Raw genomic sequence first — 16213 nt, 5'->3', positions numbered from 1 at the left:
AGGGTTAGGCATGGCAAACGTGATCTGGACGATTCTCGTCATCCTGTTCGTCTTCTGGCTGATCGGTTTGGTCGCGCACATCGGCGGCTCGCTGATCAACATCCTCATCGTGCTCGTCGTCATCGGCGTCATCTACAATCTGCTGACCGGGAGGCGCGCGGTTTAGGCTGCCGCTGCTGCCCTAGCGCCACTTCGCACGTAGCGCCTTGACGGCGCCTTCGAGCGACCTCGGCCGGCGCAGCGCGCCCTTCCACGCGTCTCCGCGGCGCCGCAGCAATGCCGGCGCCGTCTTAATGGTCCAGGTGAGGAACAGGGAGCGCGCATCGCGCGCGCGGCTTTTCGAGGCGCGTTCGATCTCGCGCCAGTCGAGCGGCATCGAGACCGGCGCGCCCTCCGACGCTCGCACGGAGTACGGCGCGACCATGGTCTTGCCTCGGCCGATCTGCACGAAATCGAAGTAGACCGCCTCGGCTGCGCGCCGGCGCGTCGACCGCTCGAGGCTGACGTCGTCAGGCATGACCTCGACCATCCTCCGCGCGACGATCTCGCCGAACGTCTTGACGACCTCATAGTCGTAACCGGGGCCGAGCGGAACGAGGACATGGAGACCGCTGCCGCCCGACGATTTGACGAGCGGCCGCAAGCCGATCTGGACGAGAATGTCGCGCAGACGAAGCGCGACCTCGGCGAGCCGCCGCAAGGGGCACTTGTCACCCGGATCGAGGTCGAAGAACACGAAGTCGGGTTCGTCGAGCGAACCGACGCGCGACGTCCAGACGTGGAGTGTGATCGCGGCGAGGTTGGCGAGATACGCGAGCGTCTGGCGGTCCTCGCAGATGATGTAGCGGACGCTCGCGCCGTCTTCCGATCCCGCGACGACCGCTGTCTTCAACCAATCGGGTGCGCCGCGTCCGACGTTCTTCTCGAAGAACGACGGCCCGTCGATGCCGTCTGGGTACCGCTGGAGCGAAAGGGGCCGACCGGCGAGATACGGCAGCATCGTCTGCGCGACCGCCTCATAGTACGCGGCGAGGTCGGCCTTCGTATAGCGGTCCTTCGGGAACAGCACTTTTTCGGGCCGCTTGAGCTCGACGGTCGCAGGCGGAGGCGCGAGCCGAACTGCACCGGCTTGTTGTCGTGCCGTCGCGACGCGTCCGGCTCGTTTCGATCTTGCGCTGCTCGCCACCCGATTCGACTGCCACGTCTTCGCGCCGGGATCGTCCGCGACGTCGTCGAGCGTGCGCTTCGTCAGCACCGAACGGTCGTCGCGCCGCGTTTCTCCGGGTTTGGCGAACTTGTCCGCCTCTTTGATGAGCAGCCACGCGTTGTGGCTGCCGTCGCGAGCTTTGATCTTGACGAGCGCGAAATTGCCTTTCAGCTTCTTGCCGTGCATGACGAGTTTGACGGAACCGCGCTCGATCTCGCGAGCGGGATCCTCGCCCTCGAACAAACCGTACGTGCCGGTATCCCAGACGATGACCTGGCCGGCCCCGTAGTTGCCAGCTGGGATCTGGCCCTCGAAGTTCGCGTACGCGAGCGGGTGATCTTCGACGCGCATCGCGAGCCGCTTATCCTTAGGATCCATCGACGGGCCTTTCGGCACCGCCCAGGACTTCAGCGTGCCGCCGGCTTCGAGCCGGAAGTCGAAGTGCAAGTGCGACGCGCGGTGCATCTGGACGACGAAGCGGGGCTCCGTGGTCTTTCGAGCGGGGCGCTTCGACGACGCCGGCTCCGGCGTGCGCGCGAAATCGCGCTTCTTGCGGTACTCCGCGAGATCGGGGTGCTCGGCGTTGGGCTTGGCGGCAGACCGACGCGGGCGCGCGCTCATCTTCGGGTTGTACCAGCCGGTGTCTCACGCACACACTCCTCGGGCCGCTTGTCGATGCGCAAGCCGAGATAGGCCGGATGGCGAAGGACGCCGTCGTACGTCCATTCGGCGAACTTCACTTCTGCCACGAGCTTTGGCCTGACCCAATGGACGGGCGAGTTGACGATCGGGTCTTCGGGGACGGGTTTGCGTTTCGTCTCGAGCGGTGCGAGGCGGCGGTGAATATCCGCAAGCGTCGAGCCATCGAAACCCGTGCCGACATGGCCGGCGAAGCGCAGCACGCCCTTCTCGTAGACTCCGACGAGCAGCGCGCCGAAGTGGCGGCGCGACCCGCGCGGTTCGGTCCACCCGACGATGACGAACTCCTGGCTGAGGACCGCCTTGAGCTTCAACCAATCTCGCGACCGGCCCGAGACGTATGCGGAAGCGCGTCGCTTGGCGACGATCCCCTCGATGCCGAGTTTGCGTGCCTGTGCGAACAGCCGCTTGCCGGCGCCGATGACGTGCTTCGAACACATGACGAAATCGTCGCTCGCGCGAAGCGAGGATTCGAGGGCGGCTTTGCGTTCGTCGAGCGTCTTGCCGCGAAGGTCGGCCTCGACCCGGCCGAGCAGGTCGAAGGCGGCGAAAGCGAGCCGGCCGGGCGTCGGATCCCCGCCGCGCAAACGATTGATGCGCGGCTGAAGACGCTGGAAGCTCGAGTGACCGCGCGCGTCGAGGCTGACGATCTCGCCGTCGACGCACACCGGTAGCTTCTTGAAAGCCCCGCGCAGCTCCGCGAGCTCGGGGAAATACGGCACCATGTCACGTCCGGTGCGCGAGACGGCCGTCACGCGCTTCGGCTCGACGAGGCACATGAGGCGCACGCCATCCCACTTGAGTTCGAACAGCCAATCCTCCGAGTCGAACGGCGCGCGTCCGAGCGAAGGAAGCATCGGCGCGGGCGGGTGTCCGCCGAAGAGCGTTCGTCTCACCTTGGAATGGAGCGGTCGACCTTTACGGTCGACCGCCGCGGCTTTGATGCGCGTCCCAGATCACGCGGTCTTCACTTTGACTTTGCGAGCGCCGTTCTTGCCGTTGCTCCTCGCCTCGGACTTCGCAGGAGCCTTCGCCGCGCCTTTGCCTTTGCGTTCGGCCAAGCTCTGCTGGAGGACGTCCATGAGGTTGACGACCTTAGACGTCGCCGGTGCCTTCTTCGCGGCGCGCTTTTGCGGCTGGCCCTTCGCGCGCGCTTCGATCATCTCGAGGACGTCGTCGCGATACTTGTCGCGGAAATCTTCCGGTTCGAATTTCGCCGACATCGTGCCGATGAGCATCTGCGCGGCCTTCATCTCGTTCGCCGGCGGCGCTTCCTTGCGATCCGGGATGTTGAAGTCGCCGACCTCGACGAGCTCGTCGGCGAAATGCATGATCTCGAGGACGAGCGCGTCGCCATTCGGTTTGAGCGCGGCGAGATGCTCGCGCGTGCGGATGACGACGCGCGCGATCCCGACCTTGTTCGATTTGGCGAGCGCGTCGCGCAAAAGCGCGTACGCGTGGCGACCCTTTTTCTCGGGCTCGAGGTAGTACGGCTTCTCATAGTACATCGGGTCGATCTCGTCGAGGTCGACGAACTGGACGATGTCGATCGACTGCGTCGCCTCGACGTTCGCCTGCTTCAGGTCTTCATCGCTGAGGACGACGTAGTCGCCCTTCTCGTATTCGTAGCCCTTGACGATGTCGTCCCAGGTGACTTCCTTTCCGCACGACTCGCACACGCGCTGATAACGGATCCTTCCTTTATCTTTCGCATGCAGCTGATTGAAGTGCAGCTCGTTCTCTCGGACCGCGGTGAATAATTTCACCGGGATCGTCACGAGACCGAAGTTGATCGTGCCGTTCCAAATCGCATGTGCCATAGCACAGGTGTTCCCTCACCGACCCCCGCGCCACTGCCCGGCGAGAGGGACAACGTTCTTACCGGTCGAACGGGCGTTCGTGGGGGATGCACGTGGCTAAGCGTAACCGCGACCGGACGCTCTGCGATGACGTGTGGGAAGAGCTTTTCGGGTCGATCGCCGGGTCGAGCTGCCTGCGACGCAATGAGAAGGCGGTCTTCTCGTATTTGTGGACCCGCTGCACGACGAAGTCCCTTGCGAGCGAACGCTATCCCGGCCATGAAGCGGCGGCCGAGAGCATCGGCATATCACCGCTGGCCGTCCACGCGTCGCTTGTCGGATTGGAGCGCAAGGGACTCATCCGCTCGATTCCGCCTTCATCGAAGCGCGGGCGCGTCGGGTATCGGCTCAACGCATTCGTGCTCGAGTGCGCGTACGATAAGGTCAGGCTAAAGCGGACCTCCTGATCAACGCACGATCGTCGTCGAGCTGCCGTCGTTCGAGCTGCGCGAAGCCATCACGATGAGCGCGATCACGAGGATCGCGGCGACGACGATCACCGTCCAAGTAGTCGGGCTCAGGTTGACGCTCGTCGTCGTGGTCGTCGTCGACGTGCTCGTGCTCGTGGTGGGAACCGTTGCCGGTGCGGGTTGGTTCTGCTGCGTCGTCGTGGAAGAGCTTGACGTATCCGGCGGCGCCGTGTACGTGTCGGAAGCGACTACGTAGGGCATGGAGTACCTCCTAAGGTTCGAGTGACGTTATCGTTTGATTCCCACATCGGCGGATTATTAACGCCCCATGCGGTGCCCCCACGCATCGTGTCTCGGTTTTCGGGGTAGCCTCATTCCAGTATGGACTCTCGCGAATCAAAAGACCGCGCGAAGAGCGACCGCGTCGCGTCATCGCAGTTCCTCATGATCGTCATCGTCTTCGCGCTCGCGCTCGTCGTGCAACAGTCCGACGTGGCTACCTCGCGTCCTTGAGCGCGCAGGGCGACGATCGCAAGCGCGAGCCGCAGGATGTTGTGCCGTCCGCGGATCTCGGCATCCGCGAGGCGGCGCTCGCCCGGACGAAGAGCGGCTGGCTCAAGTATCTCGCGATCCTCGGCCCCGGCATCATAACCGGCGCCTCGGACGACGATCCATCGGGGATCGCGACCTATTCGATCGCCGGCGCGGGGTACGGCTTCTCGACGCTATGGACCACGATCGTGACGCTGCCGCTCATGTCGACCGTCCAGTTCCTCTGCGCGAAGATCGGCCTCGTCACCGGCAAAGGACTGGCGGGGGTCCTGCGCGAGCGCCATCCCCGCTGGGTCGTGCTCGCGCTCGTCGGCGCGCTCGGGATCGCGAACACGATCAATGCGGGTGCGGATATCGGCGCGATAGCGGCTGCCGTCAACCTGTTCGTGCCGGTGAAAGCGGTCGCGCTCGTGCTCCCGATCGGCTTCATCATCGTCTCGCTTCAGATCTGGGGCTCGTACAAAGTCGCCGCCTCGGTGTTCAAATGGCTTGCGCTCAGCCTGCTCGCGTATATCGGAGCATCGCTGCTCGCTCACCCTTCGCTTCGCGACGTGATCGCGGGTACGTTCGTCCCGACGATCCACTTCGATTCGGGATACCTCGCGACGCTCGTCGCGATCTTCGGCACGACGATCTCGCCGTACATGTTCTTTTGGCAGGCGACGCAAGAGGTCGAAGAAGACGTCGCAGCCGGTCGCCGCCATCTGTGGCAGCGACGGGGGACGACGAGCGCGGAGATCCGCTACGCGGCAGTCGACGTCAACTCGGGCATGCTCTTCTCGAACGTCGTCATGTTCGCCATCATCCTCGCGACGGGCGCGACGCTGTTCGCGCACGGCGTCCATCACATCGACACGGCGGCGCAGGCGGCGCAAGCGCTCGAACCGATCGCCGGCCGCTTTTCAGGCGAGCTGCTCGCGCTCGGACTCATCGGCACAGGATTCCTCGCGGTGCCGATACTCACGGCATCGACGGCGTACGCCATATCGGAGGCTGTCGGATGGAAGCATGGGCTCGACGAGACCCCCGGACGGGCGCCGCGTTTTTACGCCATCCTCGCGGCGTCGGCCATCGTGGGGATGCAGGTGAACCTGATGGGCATCAGCCCGATCATGATGTTGTTCTGGACGGCCGTGATCAACGGATTTCTCGCGCCGGTGCTGCTCGTCTTCATCATGCTCATCTCGAACGACAAGAAAGTCATGGGCGAGCGGCGCATCGGACCCCTCGCTAATGGGCTTGGCTGGGCGGCGACGCTCTTGATGGCGGCGGCAGCGATCGCGCTCGTCGCGACGTCGGTCACGTCGACGGGGTCGTAGCGCGCGACCTTCGCGCCGCGCACGCATGCGCGAACTCCGCGCCGTAGTAGACGATCTGCGCGGAGTAGAAGACCCAGATGAGCACGGCGAAGATCGAGCCGGCCGCCCCGATCGGCGAGACCGGCGCGGCGCGGCCGAGATACGCGCTCAGGACGAACTCACCGAGACAGAAAAGCACCGCCGCGACTGCCGCGCCGGCCCATGCGTCGCGCCAAATGGGCTTCGGCCGCGGCAGCTGGCGGTAAAGCAGTCCGAACGCCACGATCGATATGACGAGGAGAACCGCGGTGCCGCCGAGCGCGATGATCGCGCTCGTCTGCGGGAACAGCCCGGCTGCGTCTTTGAGAAATCCCTGAAACGCAACGCTCGCCGCCATTCCGAAGAGCAATACTGCCGAACCAAGCAGCGTCATCGCGAACGCGAGAGCGCGAAGGGTGACGATTCGGATGAAGCCCGCGCGTTGCGGAGACCGCCTTCCCAGTATCGCGTTGAGGGATTCGCGCAGCTCGAGGAATATGCCCGAGCCCCCGACGGCGAGGAGTGCCAGGCCGACGCCGGTGGCCGCTGAATGGCCGGCGGCCTTGTACGATCCGAGCACGCCCTCGATCGCTGCGGCGAGCGTCGGTCCCATGAGCAGATCGAGCTCGGATGCGAGATGCGCTTGCGCTTCCGCGGAACCGACGGCGTAGCCCGCGACCGCGAGTGCGATGAATCCGATCGGCGCGAGTGCGAAGAGCGCGTAGTACGCCAGCGCGGCGGCCATGCGGACGATGTTGTCCTTGCCGGCTTGGCCCGCGGCATCCGCGAGCAACGCGAGGAACGCGTGCGCGCGGCGGATCATCTAAGCCGCTGAGGGTCCTTCGATCTCACCCGATTCATCGTCGACGAGGTGATAGCGCCACCAGCCGAGCGCGATGTCACCAGCCATCCATGGCCTGCTGAGCGCGAGCAGCTCGATCGAGATGTCATCGTCAGCCAAACTGTGGCGCTCGACCGCCTGGATCTTGCTCAACGCATCGATCGACGAATCGAGCCGCGCTTCGCTGATACCGAGCGCGCGCGAGAGCGCCGTCATGCCGCCGGAGACGAAACCGTCCTGCCAACCAGTCGCGTAGAACGCCTTCAGCACGGCGCAGTCGTCGGGTCGCAGCGCGCCTTCGTCTGCGAGACCGTCGATCGCCTCGAACGCTCGGCTCAACGTATTCGGCATTATGACCACTAATCGCCTCATCCGCTTTGCGCACCTCCTCGTGCCGGTCTTGAATATACCCGGACGCCGCCCGCATAAGTCAGGCCGACCCTGGGAAAACATTCGCGTATGGCAGCAAGACACAAGACCGGCAAACACAAGTACGGGCCGAAGGCGCAGGAAAAAGTCGAGCGCAGCATGCGCGAGATGAAACAGGGGAAACTGCGCTCGGGCAGGTCCGGCAAGAAGGTGACGAGCCGCAAGCAGGCGATCGCGATCGGCCTGTCCGAGGCGCGCGCAGCCGGCGGTAAAGTCCCAAAGCAGAACAAGGCATCGCGAAAACGGAGCTAGGCGCCGTCAGGAATTCGGCGAGCTCACCTCGGCGAGCGCCTCGTCGACGGTGTCGAGCGTCGTGATGACGCTCGAGATCGCGCTGACGTCGAGGAGGCGGCGTGCAGGCGTCGCACGACCCGCGACGATGACCATCGTACGGCGCGCGAGGTTGAGACGCTTCCAGAATTCGACGAGAATCTCGAGCGTCTGGCTGTCGAAATAGGAGAGCTTGTCGAGCGCGAGCACGAACGGCCCGCCGTTTTGCGATGCCGCCTCGGACATCGCCGAGCGAAGGTCGCCGGCGTTGAGGATATCGAGTTCGCCGACGACGTCCAAGATGAGGGCGCCGGCTTGCGTGCGCGACGTGAAGCGCGCTTGATCGGTCATACGACCTTCTCCGACGCCGGCGCCGGCGTCGGCGCGAGCGACATGATGAGCGTGACCGTCGTACCGGATCCGTCGGCGGTGATGTCGGTTTGGTCGACGATCGATCGCATGAGCGCGAGTCCCCTGCCTCGGCCTTCCGAACGCGGCGCGCGCCAACTCCCATCGTCGCTGATCTCGACGACGAGCTGATCGTCGACGCGTTTGCCGGTCAAACGGATGAGCCCCTCACGCAAGCCGTACGCATGCTCGATGACGTTCGAAATCGCTTCGCCCGCGGCGACGAGCATCCCGAACGAACGCTGTTCGTCAAGTCCGACACCCGCAGCGAGGCGCCGAAGCGATTGCCGGAGCATCCGCGCGCTCGCAGGCACCGCCGGCGCTTCGATGTCGAGACGATCGACCGGCCAACGCGCGAGGCCGATCGTGAGGATCGCGACGTCGTCTTTCGGCGTACCCGAGATCATGCGGTGAAGTATCGAGAGCGCCGGGTTCGGCGATGTGGACCGCGATTCTGCGCTTATCGCTTCATCAAGATCGCGCTCGCCGCGCGCGAGATCGCGCTCGTTCTCGATGAGGCCGTCCGTGTACAGGACGAGCAGATCACCGGTCTCGAGCTGACGCTCGACCTCGGTGTATGCCGCCTGCGAGAATAGTCCGAGCGGCATCCCCGCCGTCGAGATGCGCTCGACGTCGCTTGACCGAGAACAGACCAATGCGGCCGGGTGGCCGGCACCCGCGTAGACCAGGCGATCATTCGCGAGGTCGAGGACGGCGGTCACGGCGGTGACCATTCCCGTACCTTCGAGACATAGGTGACGGTTGACGCGGCGGAGTGCCGCCGACGGCGAGAGGCCGTCGAGCGCGGCGTAACGGAGCGCTTGGCGCACGACTCCCATCGAGACCGCGGCGCGCAGGCCCTTGCCAGCGACGTCACCGATGGTGAATCCGACCTTGCCGTCCGGCAATAGGAACGCGTCGTACCAGTCGCCGCCGATCTCCGATTCGGTCGCTCCAGGCAGGTACGTCGCGTTGATCCGCAGCCCGGGCAGTTGCGGCAGCTCGCTCGGCAGCGACGCTCGCTGAAGCGTATCCGCGACTCGCGACTCTCGAGCGTAATGCAGCGCGTTCTGATAGGCAAGCGCGGTTCGCACCGCGAGGACCTCAGCGACGCTCAGCTCCTTTTCGGTGAAGCGCCGCCCCGACTCGGCGTCGACCAGCGTGAGCGTGCCGATGACGCGCTCGCGCGCGATGAGCGGCACGATCATCGCCGAGCGCATCCCTAAGGCTCGCAAGAGCTCGAGATGGCGCTCGTCGCGCGCGCCGCGTACAAGCATTTCATCCGTTACGTCGCCATAGAGCTCGGATTTGCCGGTCTTCACGACCGCTTGCGGGCCGGTTGATTGTTCGGGATCACGCGGGTACGCCCGCAGCTCGACGACGGACGCGAGCTTCATCGGGTCCGTGTGTCTGACGGCCGCGCTACGCAGCGACCCGTCGTCTTGGACGATGTCGATCGCGACCCAGTCGGCGAAGCGGGCGGCGCAGACGTTCGCGACGCGCTCGAGGATCGTGTTCGGGTCGAGCGAGAGCGTCAGCTGACGTCCGACTTCCTCTAGAAGAGCGACCGCGTCGGTCGCGCGCTTGCGGTCGGTGATGTCGAGACTCATGCCGGCCCAACCGGTTGTGACGCCCTTGTCGTCCTCGATACGCACGCCCCGCGATAGGATCGTGTAGAATTTGCCATCGACGCCATGAAGGCGGTATTCGCCCTCCCAGACATCGCCCGCGGTTTCGCGCTCGGCCCAACGTTCGAGGAAGTGTTTCGCGTCTTCGGGCGGCACGCGCGCCAGCCAACCGTTTTCGGCGATCTGCTCGAGCGTCAGCCCCGTGACCTGACGGAAGCTCTGGCTGACATACTGCAGTCTCCCCGCCGCATCGGTCTGCCAGATCCCGAACGGTATGGACTCTCCGACGGCGCGGTAGTTGGCCTCCGTGCGCATGAGCGCGGTCTGCACGGCTTCGGTCTGTACGAGTTGAGCGCGATCGAATTCGGCCTGGCGGAGTTTGGCTTCGAGGGCGGCGATCTGACGGGCCCGCTGTGTGACATACCAGACGATGACGGGGATGAACGACGTCGATGCAGCCGCGAGGGTCGCGTTGATGAAAAGAGCGGTGTCGAGCGGCTTTCCGTCGCTCAGCGCTTCGGCGATAGTAAACGAGGTGGCCGCCAAGACTCCGTAGCCGATCCCGAACCAGAGACCGCCGAAAGCTGTAGCTGCGACGACGAGTAAGAAGATGGTCGGCCGGAGTTGGACGGCCGGGATATAGCGATCGATCGCGAGCATGGCGATGCCGGCGAGCGCGACGGCCGTCAAAACAGCCCAACGTCGCCGCGGCGGCAGGTCACGGATCGTCGCAAAAGTCCAATTCACGGGTATGACGCTTTCACGTTCGTCGTTTGGCCGCCCTGCGGTTTAGCCGTTGCGGTCCGCGGGTACATCAGATGTATCCCGGCGCTTGCAGAGAAAGGTCCGGCGTGGATACCTGCGTCACGATGGTACCCTCAAAAGACGACAGCGGCATCAGCGAAGTCAGACTCGTCGGCGAGATCGACGTGTTCGCGTCGCCGGAAGTGAAGAGCGCGCTCGTCTCGACGATCAAGGACGGACAGAACCTTCTCGTGGTCGATTTCGCGAAGGTATCATATATCGATTCGACGGGCCTTGGTGCACTCGTCGCCGCGCTTAAAGCGGCTCGCGACAACGGCGGCTCGATCGCCATCGTGTGCAAGGACCCGCAGATCCGCAGGATCTTCGACGTGACCGGTCTCGTCAAGGTGTTCGGCATGTACGATGACGTTGCATCGGCGAAAGCGAGCTTGCGCGAGAAGTTTCTCGCCGGCAGCGCATGAGCGGCTAGCAGCGGCGGAATCATCTATAGTCGGGGCCGGTTTTTCCGGCCCCGATTCGTTTCAAGCAGCGTCGGTCCGTCGTGTTCAGGGCGCCGTCTCGTCATCCGCGTCGGTCGACGTCGTATCGTCTGCTTCGCCGACTTCGGCCTCGTCGTCGTCGGAATCGTCGTCGACCTGCTCCGGGTCGACCTCGCCGGGTCGGTTCTTCTCGAGGTCCTCTATCATAGGTCGATTCCTCCGGTCATGCATTTGGCGGGTTCGACGGCGTTGCCGTCGCACGAATCGTACCCGCGCCCGGGTCGCCCAAACGGCACGTGAATAGTCGCGCGCCCGTTTGGGAAGTGTGAATGACGACTCTCATCAACCGTCGACCGCTTTAGGAGGTAACCCGTGGACATACTCGCGTGGATCATCGTCGGCATCGTGGCCGGTTTTCTCGCCAAAGCTGTCGTGCCGGGCGAAGGCCCTGGCGGCGTCCTCGGCGATCTCATCGTCGGCGTCGTCGGCGCGATCATCGGCGGCTGGCTCTTCAACATGTTCGGGCACATCGGCGCGACGGGTCTGAACTTGTGGAGCATTCTCGTCGCGTTCATCGGCGGCGTCGTGCTGCTGTGGATCGTCCGCGCGCTCAGCGGTGGACGGGCAGTCGCATAATCGCCGGCGGCCGTGCGTAACGCATATGGAGCGAGCGGTTCGCTTGACGGACCGCTCGCGTCCGCCTCTGCGGAATCGCTAGTTTCCGCCCGGTGTGGCAGGGTATCAGGTAAGCGGTACCCGGCGTGAAGGTCCGGCACCGGCGGACCAACGGGAGGTGACGTTCCCAGTGGCTGTTTCTCAACGGACATTCGGAGTACGACCCGCGACGCCGCCGCCGAGCGGCGTCATCGACGTCGCGCGGCGTCGCGAGATGTTCGCCCGCTTCGCGGAGACCCGCGAGCAATCGCTCCGCGACGACCTCGTCTTCGCGCACCTCGCGATGGTCCGCCAGCTCGCTTCGCGTTTCGCGAGCCGCGCTGAGAGCCTCGAGGATCTCATCCAAGTCGGCATAATCGGTTTGATCAAGGCGATCGACCGCTTCGACCCGAGCCGCGGCGTCGAGTTCAGTTCGTTCGCCGTCCCCACGATCGTCGGCGAGATCAAGCGTCATTTCCGCGACAAGAGCTGGGCGATGCGAGTGCCGCGACGCCTCAAAGATCTCAACGTCGCAGTCGGTCGCGCGGTGGAAGAGCTGACGATCGAGATGGGAAGAGCGGTGACTCCGGCCGATCTCGCGGCGCGGCTCGGCGTATCCGTCGAGGACATCGTCGAAGCACAGGAGACGAGCCGGGCATACGCGCTCGCGTCGCTCGACGCCGAGATGGACAGCCGCGACGGGCGGTCGTCGACGACGCTCGGCGACTCGGTCGGCGCGAACGACGCCGGCCTCGACCTGCTGCTGGAGCGAACGTTCCTACGCGACGCGTGCGCGACGCTGTCGCAGCGCGAGCGGGTCATCGTCTATCTGCGCTTCTTCCAGGGCGTCTCGCAGTCGGAGATCGCGCGCCGCCTTTCGTGCACGCAGATGCACGTGTCGCGGCTGCAGCGCCGCGCGCTCGAGAAGATCCGCACGGCTACGCCGACCGACGCGTAGTAGTCCGAGCGAAGCTCGGATGCAGTCACCCTAACGAAGTAGGCCGAGCATTCGCTCGGCCTACTACATTTTGTGGGTTGTATTTGTGGGTTTGTTTGTCGTTGTATCGGAAGCGGTCGCGTCATCGAACGGCGTGCTTGGTGATCCTCAGCTGGTTCTGCGTCTGGATCGGCTCGTCGATCGACAAGAGCACGCCGATGTTGTTCTGCGTCGAGTTGTTGTCTTCGATGGTGAACGAATACGACGTGTTCACGTTGAGGCCGGTGGCGCCGTCGAACAGGTCGCTCGAACCGTTGGGGATGGTGCCTTGAGGAACGATTGCGAGATCGTACGTGCCGCTCGGCAGTGTGTTGGAGCTTCCGAGAGTCGGGATGTACGCGTTGCCTGGCGGGTTCGGCTCGGATCCGGAATCCTGATTAAGCGGAAGCGCGGGAACCGTCGGCGTCGTCGGCATCGACTGCGACGCCGGCCAGACGTAGACGTCCACAGGTGTCGCCAGGTTCGGCGCCGCGTTGTTCACCTTGAACCGGACGGTGTTCGGATTGTTGAGCGCGTTCGTGTCGGCGAAGCTGACGGCCATGTAATCGGAAAGGCCGGGTTCACCCTCGAGGACGACGCTGTAGTTCGTCGATGCCGTGATGTTGACGTTGATCGCGGGCACGAGGTCCGAGGTGCCTGACCCGGTATTGATGTCGAACGTGACGTTACCGGCATTCACTTTCGCATACGTGCCGATAGGCGTCGACGCGCTGAGGCCGGAGTTGATCGTGCCGTGGTCGGCCTGCAAGGCGATGCCGCTCTGGGTCGTCTTCGGCGCTGCGACGATCAATCGGGCGGTACCGCTGCCACCGAGCGAGCCGGCGATCGTGTTTCCGAGCCCGTTGCACCCGGCCGCGGTTGCTACCGCAGCCGCGAGCCACGCGGCGATGAATCGATTCTTCAAGAGTCTGGTTTCCTTTCAGTCCGGACTATTCGCCCCTCGATGTTGTGACGTCATAGCGTTCCCCGTGGTTCCATCGCGAAAACGGTCATTGCCGGTTCATGCGGCGCTCGCTCGCCCGGCGGGCCGCAAGGCGGCATCGTGTTTGATGCTCGACCTGATTGGGAACTGTGAACGCAACAGGAGCGTATATAGATGTCGAAACGATGCCGCGCGTGCGAGTGCGAATCCGATGATCTCTATGAGATCAACGGCTGGCTCATCTGCTCGGCGTGCGCGCGCACCCGCAGGTTCTGGGAGATGCTTCGAGAGAGTTTTGCCGCGTCAGCGGCCGTCCCATCGTAGCGTACTATCCTGACCTGCGAGCGATGCACTCGCGATCTTGCCCGCCGGCCGGTGCCAGTAGCCGGTCGCATTGCCCCTGAGATCGGCTCGTATCGAGCCGATCTTCGTTCCATCGACCAGCACGTCATACGCCTGCAGCGGCCGCAGGTCCGTCGCTACCATGTAGACCCACGACCCGTCGAGCGCCTGGATGAGTTTGGCGTGTCCGCCGGCGCCGGCCAACGCATGGTGCGCGAAATGGCTGTTCACGAGCGCGTCGACCGGCACGGACACTGCGGCCGTTTCGAGTTGGACGTTCCAAACGCCGAGCGCCAGGACAGCGGCGGCGAGGCCGCCTACGAGCCAACGCGAGTCTCTCGTGCGGAGTGGCGGTCTTTGATGCGCCGGCTGCTCGGCAGTGGCAGCATAGGCGAGCGCGGCGACGCCTCGCATCGCATCGGCGAGCTCGGCGGCGCACGCGGCGCACGTATCCGCATGCTCCATCACCGCGCGCGCATCGTCGCGATCGAGCTCGCCGAGGCCGAGCGATTGCAGCAAGCCTGTCGGATGATCTATCATCGCGCTGCACCTCCGAGCGTTCGCGCCAGCCGCGCGAGCGCGAGCTGCGCGCGACGCTTGACCGTGCCGAGCGGCGAGCCCGTCCGGGCCGCGACTTCGGCGAGCGTCGCCCCGCCGAAATAAGCGAGCCGAATGACTTGGCGCTGTTCGTCGGGCAACCGCTCGATCGCGTGACGCAATCCGGCGGCTTCGACGTTAGCGACTGCGAGTTCGGTCGGATCGGGCGGCGATTCGAGCGGCGCGTTCGCGGCCTCGCGTGCCGAACGACGGCGCGCAGTGCGCGCGAGGTTGAGGGCGGCGTTGCGGGTCACCACGACGAGCCAGGGGCCGATGCCGGCAGCTCGGACGACGAGGCCGCTTCGATGATGCCAAAGCGAGAGGAACGCTTCTTGCACCGCGTCCTGAGCGAGGGCATCATCGGATAGCGTGCGCATCGCAACTGCTTTGCAGCGATGTGCGTGCGCGTGGTACGCCTCGTCGAGCGCGGACTCGTCGTCGCCGGCGAGGCGAGATATGAGTTCGGCATCGGCGGATGCCGCCATCGACCTACCTCACGACCCAGCGAGCGTCTCGTCTGCTACCGCGATCTCATGGGTGCCCGAGACGATCGTGACGTTTCGGATCCCGAGATGGCTTGCGAGCTCGCCGGCCGGCACGACGAGCGGGTGCGGTTTCGGCTCCGCGCCGGGCTTCGGCTGCGGAAACGCCGTCGACGCGGCGGTGAAGAACTTCACATTCCCGTCGACTTTTGACAGGACCTGGTGGATGTGCCCGTTGAGGACGGTGACGGAGTCGAACGGGCGCAGCATCGTCAGCAGCTCCGAGAAGTCGTCGGTCGTCCAGCCCCAATCGGGATAGACGGCGTAGAGCGGTATGTGCGCGAAGACGGTGACCGGTGTGCTCTTCGGAATCGCCGAGAGATCCTTGCGCGCCCAATCGAGCTGGTCGCGCCCGAGCAGGCCACCCGCCGTGATGTCCACGACGTTCGTCAAAGCGAGCGCGTGAACGCCCGCCGCGTCGAAGCTATACCATTTCTCACCCGACGGATGGCCGAACATCTTGAAGAACTCCACGCCCTTGTCGTTGATGACGTCGTGCTCGCCGGGCACGGCATAGGTCGCGCCCGTTTTGATCGTGCCGAGCATCTGCTTCACGGTGTCGAACTGCGCGTCCGCCGACAGATGCGACAGGTCGCCCGTATGCATGACGAACTCCGGCCGCGACGGCAGCGCGTTGATGCGGTCGATCGCCGTCTGAAACGTCGCGAGCACGTCGTGGTTCGCGTCACCGTGAAAACCGACGTGCGTGTCGCTTATCTGGACGAACGTCGGCGCGCCGGCCGGCAGCGGTTGGGCGGTGACATCTGCAAGCGCACGGCCCACCATGCCCGCGCCGGTGAGCGCGTAGACGACTCCGGTGCCGCACCATGCCATGCACTCGAGGAACTTCGAGCGGTCGAACGTTTCGCTCATGGCGTTTTTCCTTTCGTGACGATCACGACGCCCTTCATGAAGGGGTGCGCCGAGCAGTGATACGGATAGCGGCCGGGCTTGGCGAAAACGCGCCCGTACGTGTCTCCCTGGCCGAGCCCTTTGGAGTCGAAAGATCCGTCGTCGGCGGTCACCGTGTGCGGATCGTCGTCTTTCTGCGTCCACACGACGCGTGTGCCCGCAGTCACCGTGATGGTCGCAGGTTTGAACGAGTAGTCGGCGATCGCGACCGCCGCGGTGGTGCTGACGGACGGGCTCGGCGACGCACTTGCGCCGAGGAGGGCGACGACCGCGGCCGCGGCCGAGATGGAGGCGATGAGGTTCTTCATGCTACGAGTACACCCCCAGCGGCCGGACGGTTCACATGATTCTTGAAGAATTTCG

General features: G+C 64.7%; 22 protein-coding genes. 9 read left to right on the top strand and 13 right to left on the bottom strand.

Translation table 11 applies throughout. The annotated features are described in order from the left end of the window. The first annotated feature begins 10 nt into the window (after positions 1 to 10). Positions 11 to 166 carry a lmo0937 family membrane protein gene (locus tag VFO25_12980; protein HET9343820.1) on the top strand — a complete coding sequence of 52 codons (156 nt, stop codon included), beginning with the start codon at positions 11 to 13 and terminating at the stop codon, positions 164 to 166. A gap of 15 nt (positions 167 to 181) precedes the next feature. On the opposite strand, the gene ligD (VFO25_12975) is transcribed toward VFO25_12980, so the two are convergent. Genes ligD (VFO25_12975) through VFO25_12965 form a run of 3 tightly spaced genes read right to left on the bottom strand, consistent with a single transcriptional unit; the run spans position 182 to position 3726 of the window. Next, a complete protein-coding gene (ligD, locus tag VFO25_12975; GenBank protein HET9343819.1) occupies positions 182 to 1828 on the bottom strand; it encodes a non-homologous end-joining DNA ligase in 1647 nt (548 codons plus the stop codon). Beyond that, positions 1825 to 2802 carry a non-homologous end-joining DNA ligase gene (gene ligD / locus VFO25_12970; protein ID HET9343818.1) on the bottom strand — a complete coding sequence of 326 codons (978 nt, stop codon included), beginning with the start codon at positions 2800 to 2802 and terminating at the stop codon, positions 1825 to 1827. The genes ligD (VFO25_12975) and ligD (VFO25_12970) overlap by 4 nt, the downstream gene beginning before the upstream one ends. 60 nt (positions 2803 to 2862) lie before the next feature. Continuing rightward, positions 2863 to 3726: a Ku protein gene (locus VFO25_12965; GenBank protein HET9343817.1), complete on the bottom strand. Its 864-nt coding sequence runs from the start codon at positions 3724 to 3726 to the stop codon at positions 2863 to 2865. A gap of 92 nt (positions 3727 to 3818) precedes the next feature. Between VFO25_12965 and VFO25_12960 the strand changes: the two genes are divergently transcribed. The 4 genes from VFO25_12960 to VFO25_12945 all read left to right on the top strand — a co-directional run bounded on the left by VFO25_12960 (position 3819) and on the right by VFO25_12945 (position 6046). Continuing rightward, complete coding sequence (locus VFO25_12960; GenBank protein HET9343816.1) at positions 3819 to 4172, top strand: hypothetical protein; 354 nt, start codon at positions 3819 to 3821, stop codon at positions 4170 to 4172. A 55-nt stretch (positions 4173 to 4227) separates the two neighbouring features. Then, positions 4228 to 4431 carry a hypothetical protein gene (locus VFO25_12955; GenBank protein ID HET9343815.1) on the top strand — a complete coding sequence of 68 codons (204 nt, stop codon included), beginning with the start codon at positions 4228 to 4230 and terminating at the stop codon, positions 4429 to 4431. 125 nt (positions 4432 to 4556) lie between these two features. Next, positions 4557 to 4688: a hypothetical protein gene (locus tag VFO25_12950; GenBank protein ID HET9343814.1), complete on the top strand. Its 132-nt coding sequence runs from the start codon at positions 4557 to 4559 to the stop codon at positions 4686 to 4688. Beyond that, positions 4685 to 6046 carry a divalent metal cation transporter gene (locus tag VFO25_12945; GenBank protein HET9343813.1) on the top strand — a complete coding sequence of 454 codons (1362 nt, stop codon included), beginning with the start codon at positions 4685 to 4687 and terminating at the stop codon, positions 6044 to 6046. The genes VFO25_12950 and VFO25_12945 overlap by 4 nt, the downstream gene beginning before the upstream one ends. Here the strand turns inward: VFO25_12945 and VFO25_12940 are convergent. Both VFO25_12940 and VFO25_12935 read right to left on the bottom strand, forming a co-directional pair. Beyond that, positions 6027 to 6887, bottom strand: coding sequence for a YihY/virulence factor BrkB family protein (locus tag VFO25_12940; GenBank protein HET9343812.1), 861 nt, complete (start codon positions 6885 to 6887; stop codon positions 6027 to 6029). The two genes, VFO25_12945 and VFO25_12940, sit on opposite strands and share 20 nt — an antisense overlap. Next, the gene (locus tag VFO25_12935) at positions 6888 to 7277 is read right to left on the bottom strand and encodes a hypothetical protein (GenBank protein ID HET9343811.1); all 390 of its coding nucleotides are present in this window, start codon (positions 7275 to 7277) and stop codon (positions 6888 to 6890) included. Between the two features lie 87 nt (positions 7278 to 7364). Between VFO25_12935 and VFO25_12930 the strand changes: the two genes are divergently transcribed. Next, positions 7365 to 7586: a DUF6496 domain-containing protein gene (locus VFO25_12930; protein ID HET9343810.1), complete on the top strand. Its 222-nt coding sequence runs from the start codon at positions 7365 to 7367 to the stop codon at positions 7584 to 7586. 6 nt (positions 7587 to 7592) lie between these two features. On the opposite strand, the gene VFO25_12925 is transcribed toward VFO25_12930, so the two are convergent. Together VFO25_12925 and VFO25_12920 are read right to left on the bottom strand one after the other, a co-directional pair. Further along, entirely contained in the window at positions 7593 to 7955 is a 363-nt protein-coding gene (locus VFO25_12925; GenBank protein ID HET9343809.1) for an STAS domain-containing protein, read from the bottom strand. After that, on the bottom strand, positions 7952 to 10387 hold the full coding sequence (locus VFO25_12920) for a SpoIIE family protein phosphatase (GenBank protein ID HET9343808.1): 2436 nt from the start codon (positions 10385 to 10387) through the stop codon (positions 7952 to 7954). The genes VFO25_12925 and VFO25_12920 overlap by 4 nt, the downstream gene beginning before the upstream one ends. A gap of 104 nt (positions 10388 to 10491) precedes the next feature. Between VFO25_12920 and VFO25_12915 the strand changes: the two genes are divergently transcribed. After that, complete coding sequence (locus VFO25_12915; GenBank protein ID HET9343807.1) at positions 10492 to 10866, top strand: STAS domain-containing protein; 375 nt, start codon at positions 10492 to 10494, stop codon at positions 10864 to 10866. A gap of 84 nt (positions 10867 to 10950) precedes the next feature. On the opposite strand, the gene VFO25_12910 is transcribed toward VFO25_12915, so the two are convergent. Continuing rightward, a complete protein-coding gene (locus VFO25_12910) occupies positions 10951 to 11091 on the bottom strand; it encodes a hypothetical protein (protein HET9343806.1) in 141 nt (46 codons plus the stop codon). A gap of 165 nt (positions 11092 to 11256) precedes the next feature. Between VFO25_12910 and VFO25_12905 the strand changes: the two genes are divergently transcribed. Then, on the top strand, positions 11257 to 11520 hold the full coding sequence (locus tag VFO25_12905; protein HET9343805.1) for a GlsB/YeaQ/YmgE family stress response membrane protein: 264 nt from the start codon (positions 11257 to 11259) through the stop codon (positions 11518 to 11520). A gap of 169 nt (positions 11521 to 11689) precedes the next feature. Continuing rightward, entirely contained in the window at positions 11690 to 12496 is an 807-nt protein-coding gene (locus VFO25_12900) for a SigB/SigF/SigG family RNA polymerase sigma factor (GenBank protein ID HET9343804.1), read from the top strand. Positions 12497 to 12617: 121 nt separating this feature from the next. Here the strand turns inward: VFO25_12900 and VFO25_12895 are convergent, their stop codons facing one another. The 5 genes from VFO25_12895 to VFO25_12875 all read right to left on the bottom strand — a co-directional run bounded on the left by VFO25_12895 (position 12618) and on the right by VFO25_12875 (position 16158). Then, a complete protein-coding gene (locus VFO25_12895; protein HET9343803.1) occupies positions 12618 to 13439 on the bottom strand; it encodes a hypothetical protein in 822 nt (273 codons plus the stop codon). Positions 13440 to 13760: 321 nt separating this feature from the next. Further along, on the bottom strand, positions 13761 to 14339 hold the full coding sequence (locus VFO25_12890) for a hypothetical protein (protein ID HET9343802.1): 579 nt from the start codon (positions 14337 to 14339) through the stop codon (positions 13761 to 13763). After that, positions 14336 to 14881: a sigma-70 family RNA polymerase sigma factor gene (locus VFO25_12885; GenBank protein ID HET9343801.1), complete on the bottom strand. Its 546-nt coding sequence runs from the start codon at positions 14879 to 14881 to the stop codon at positions 14336 to 14338. Before VFO25_12885 ends, VFO25_12890 begins: the two co-directional genes overlap by 4 nt. A gap of 9 nt (positions 14882 to 14890) precedes the next feature. Next, complete coding sequence (locus VFO25_12880; GenBank protein ID HET9343800.1) at positions 14891 to 15811, bottom strand: metallophosphoesterase; 921 nt, start codon at positions 15809 to 15811, stop codon at positions 14891 to 14893. Continuing rightward, the gene (locus VFO25_12875) at positions 15808 to 16158 is read right to left on the bottom strand and encodes a cupredoxin family copper-binding protein (protein ID HET9343799.1); all 351 of its coding nucleotides are present in this window, start codon (positions 16156 to 16158) and stop codon (positions 15808 to 15810) included. Before VFO25_12875 ends, VFO25_12880 begins: the two co-directional genes overlap by 4 nt. Between the last annotated feature and the right edge of the window lie 55 nt (positions 16159 to 16213).

The organism is Candidatus Eremiobacteraceae bacterium (genome assembly GCA_035710745.1).
Taxonomy (GTDB): Bacteria; Vulcanimicrobiota; Vulcanimicrobiia; order Eremiobacterales; family Eremiobacteraceae; genus JANWLL01.
This window is presented reverse-complemented; position numbering and strand designations above follow the sequence as displayed.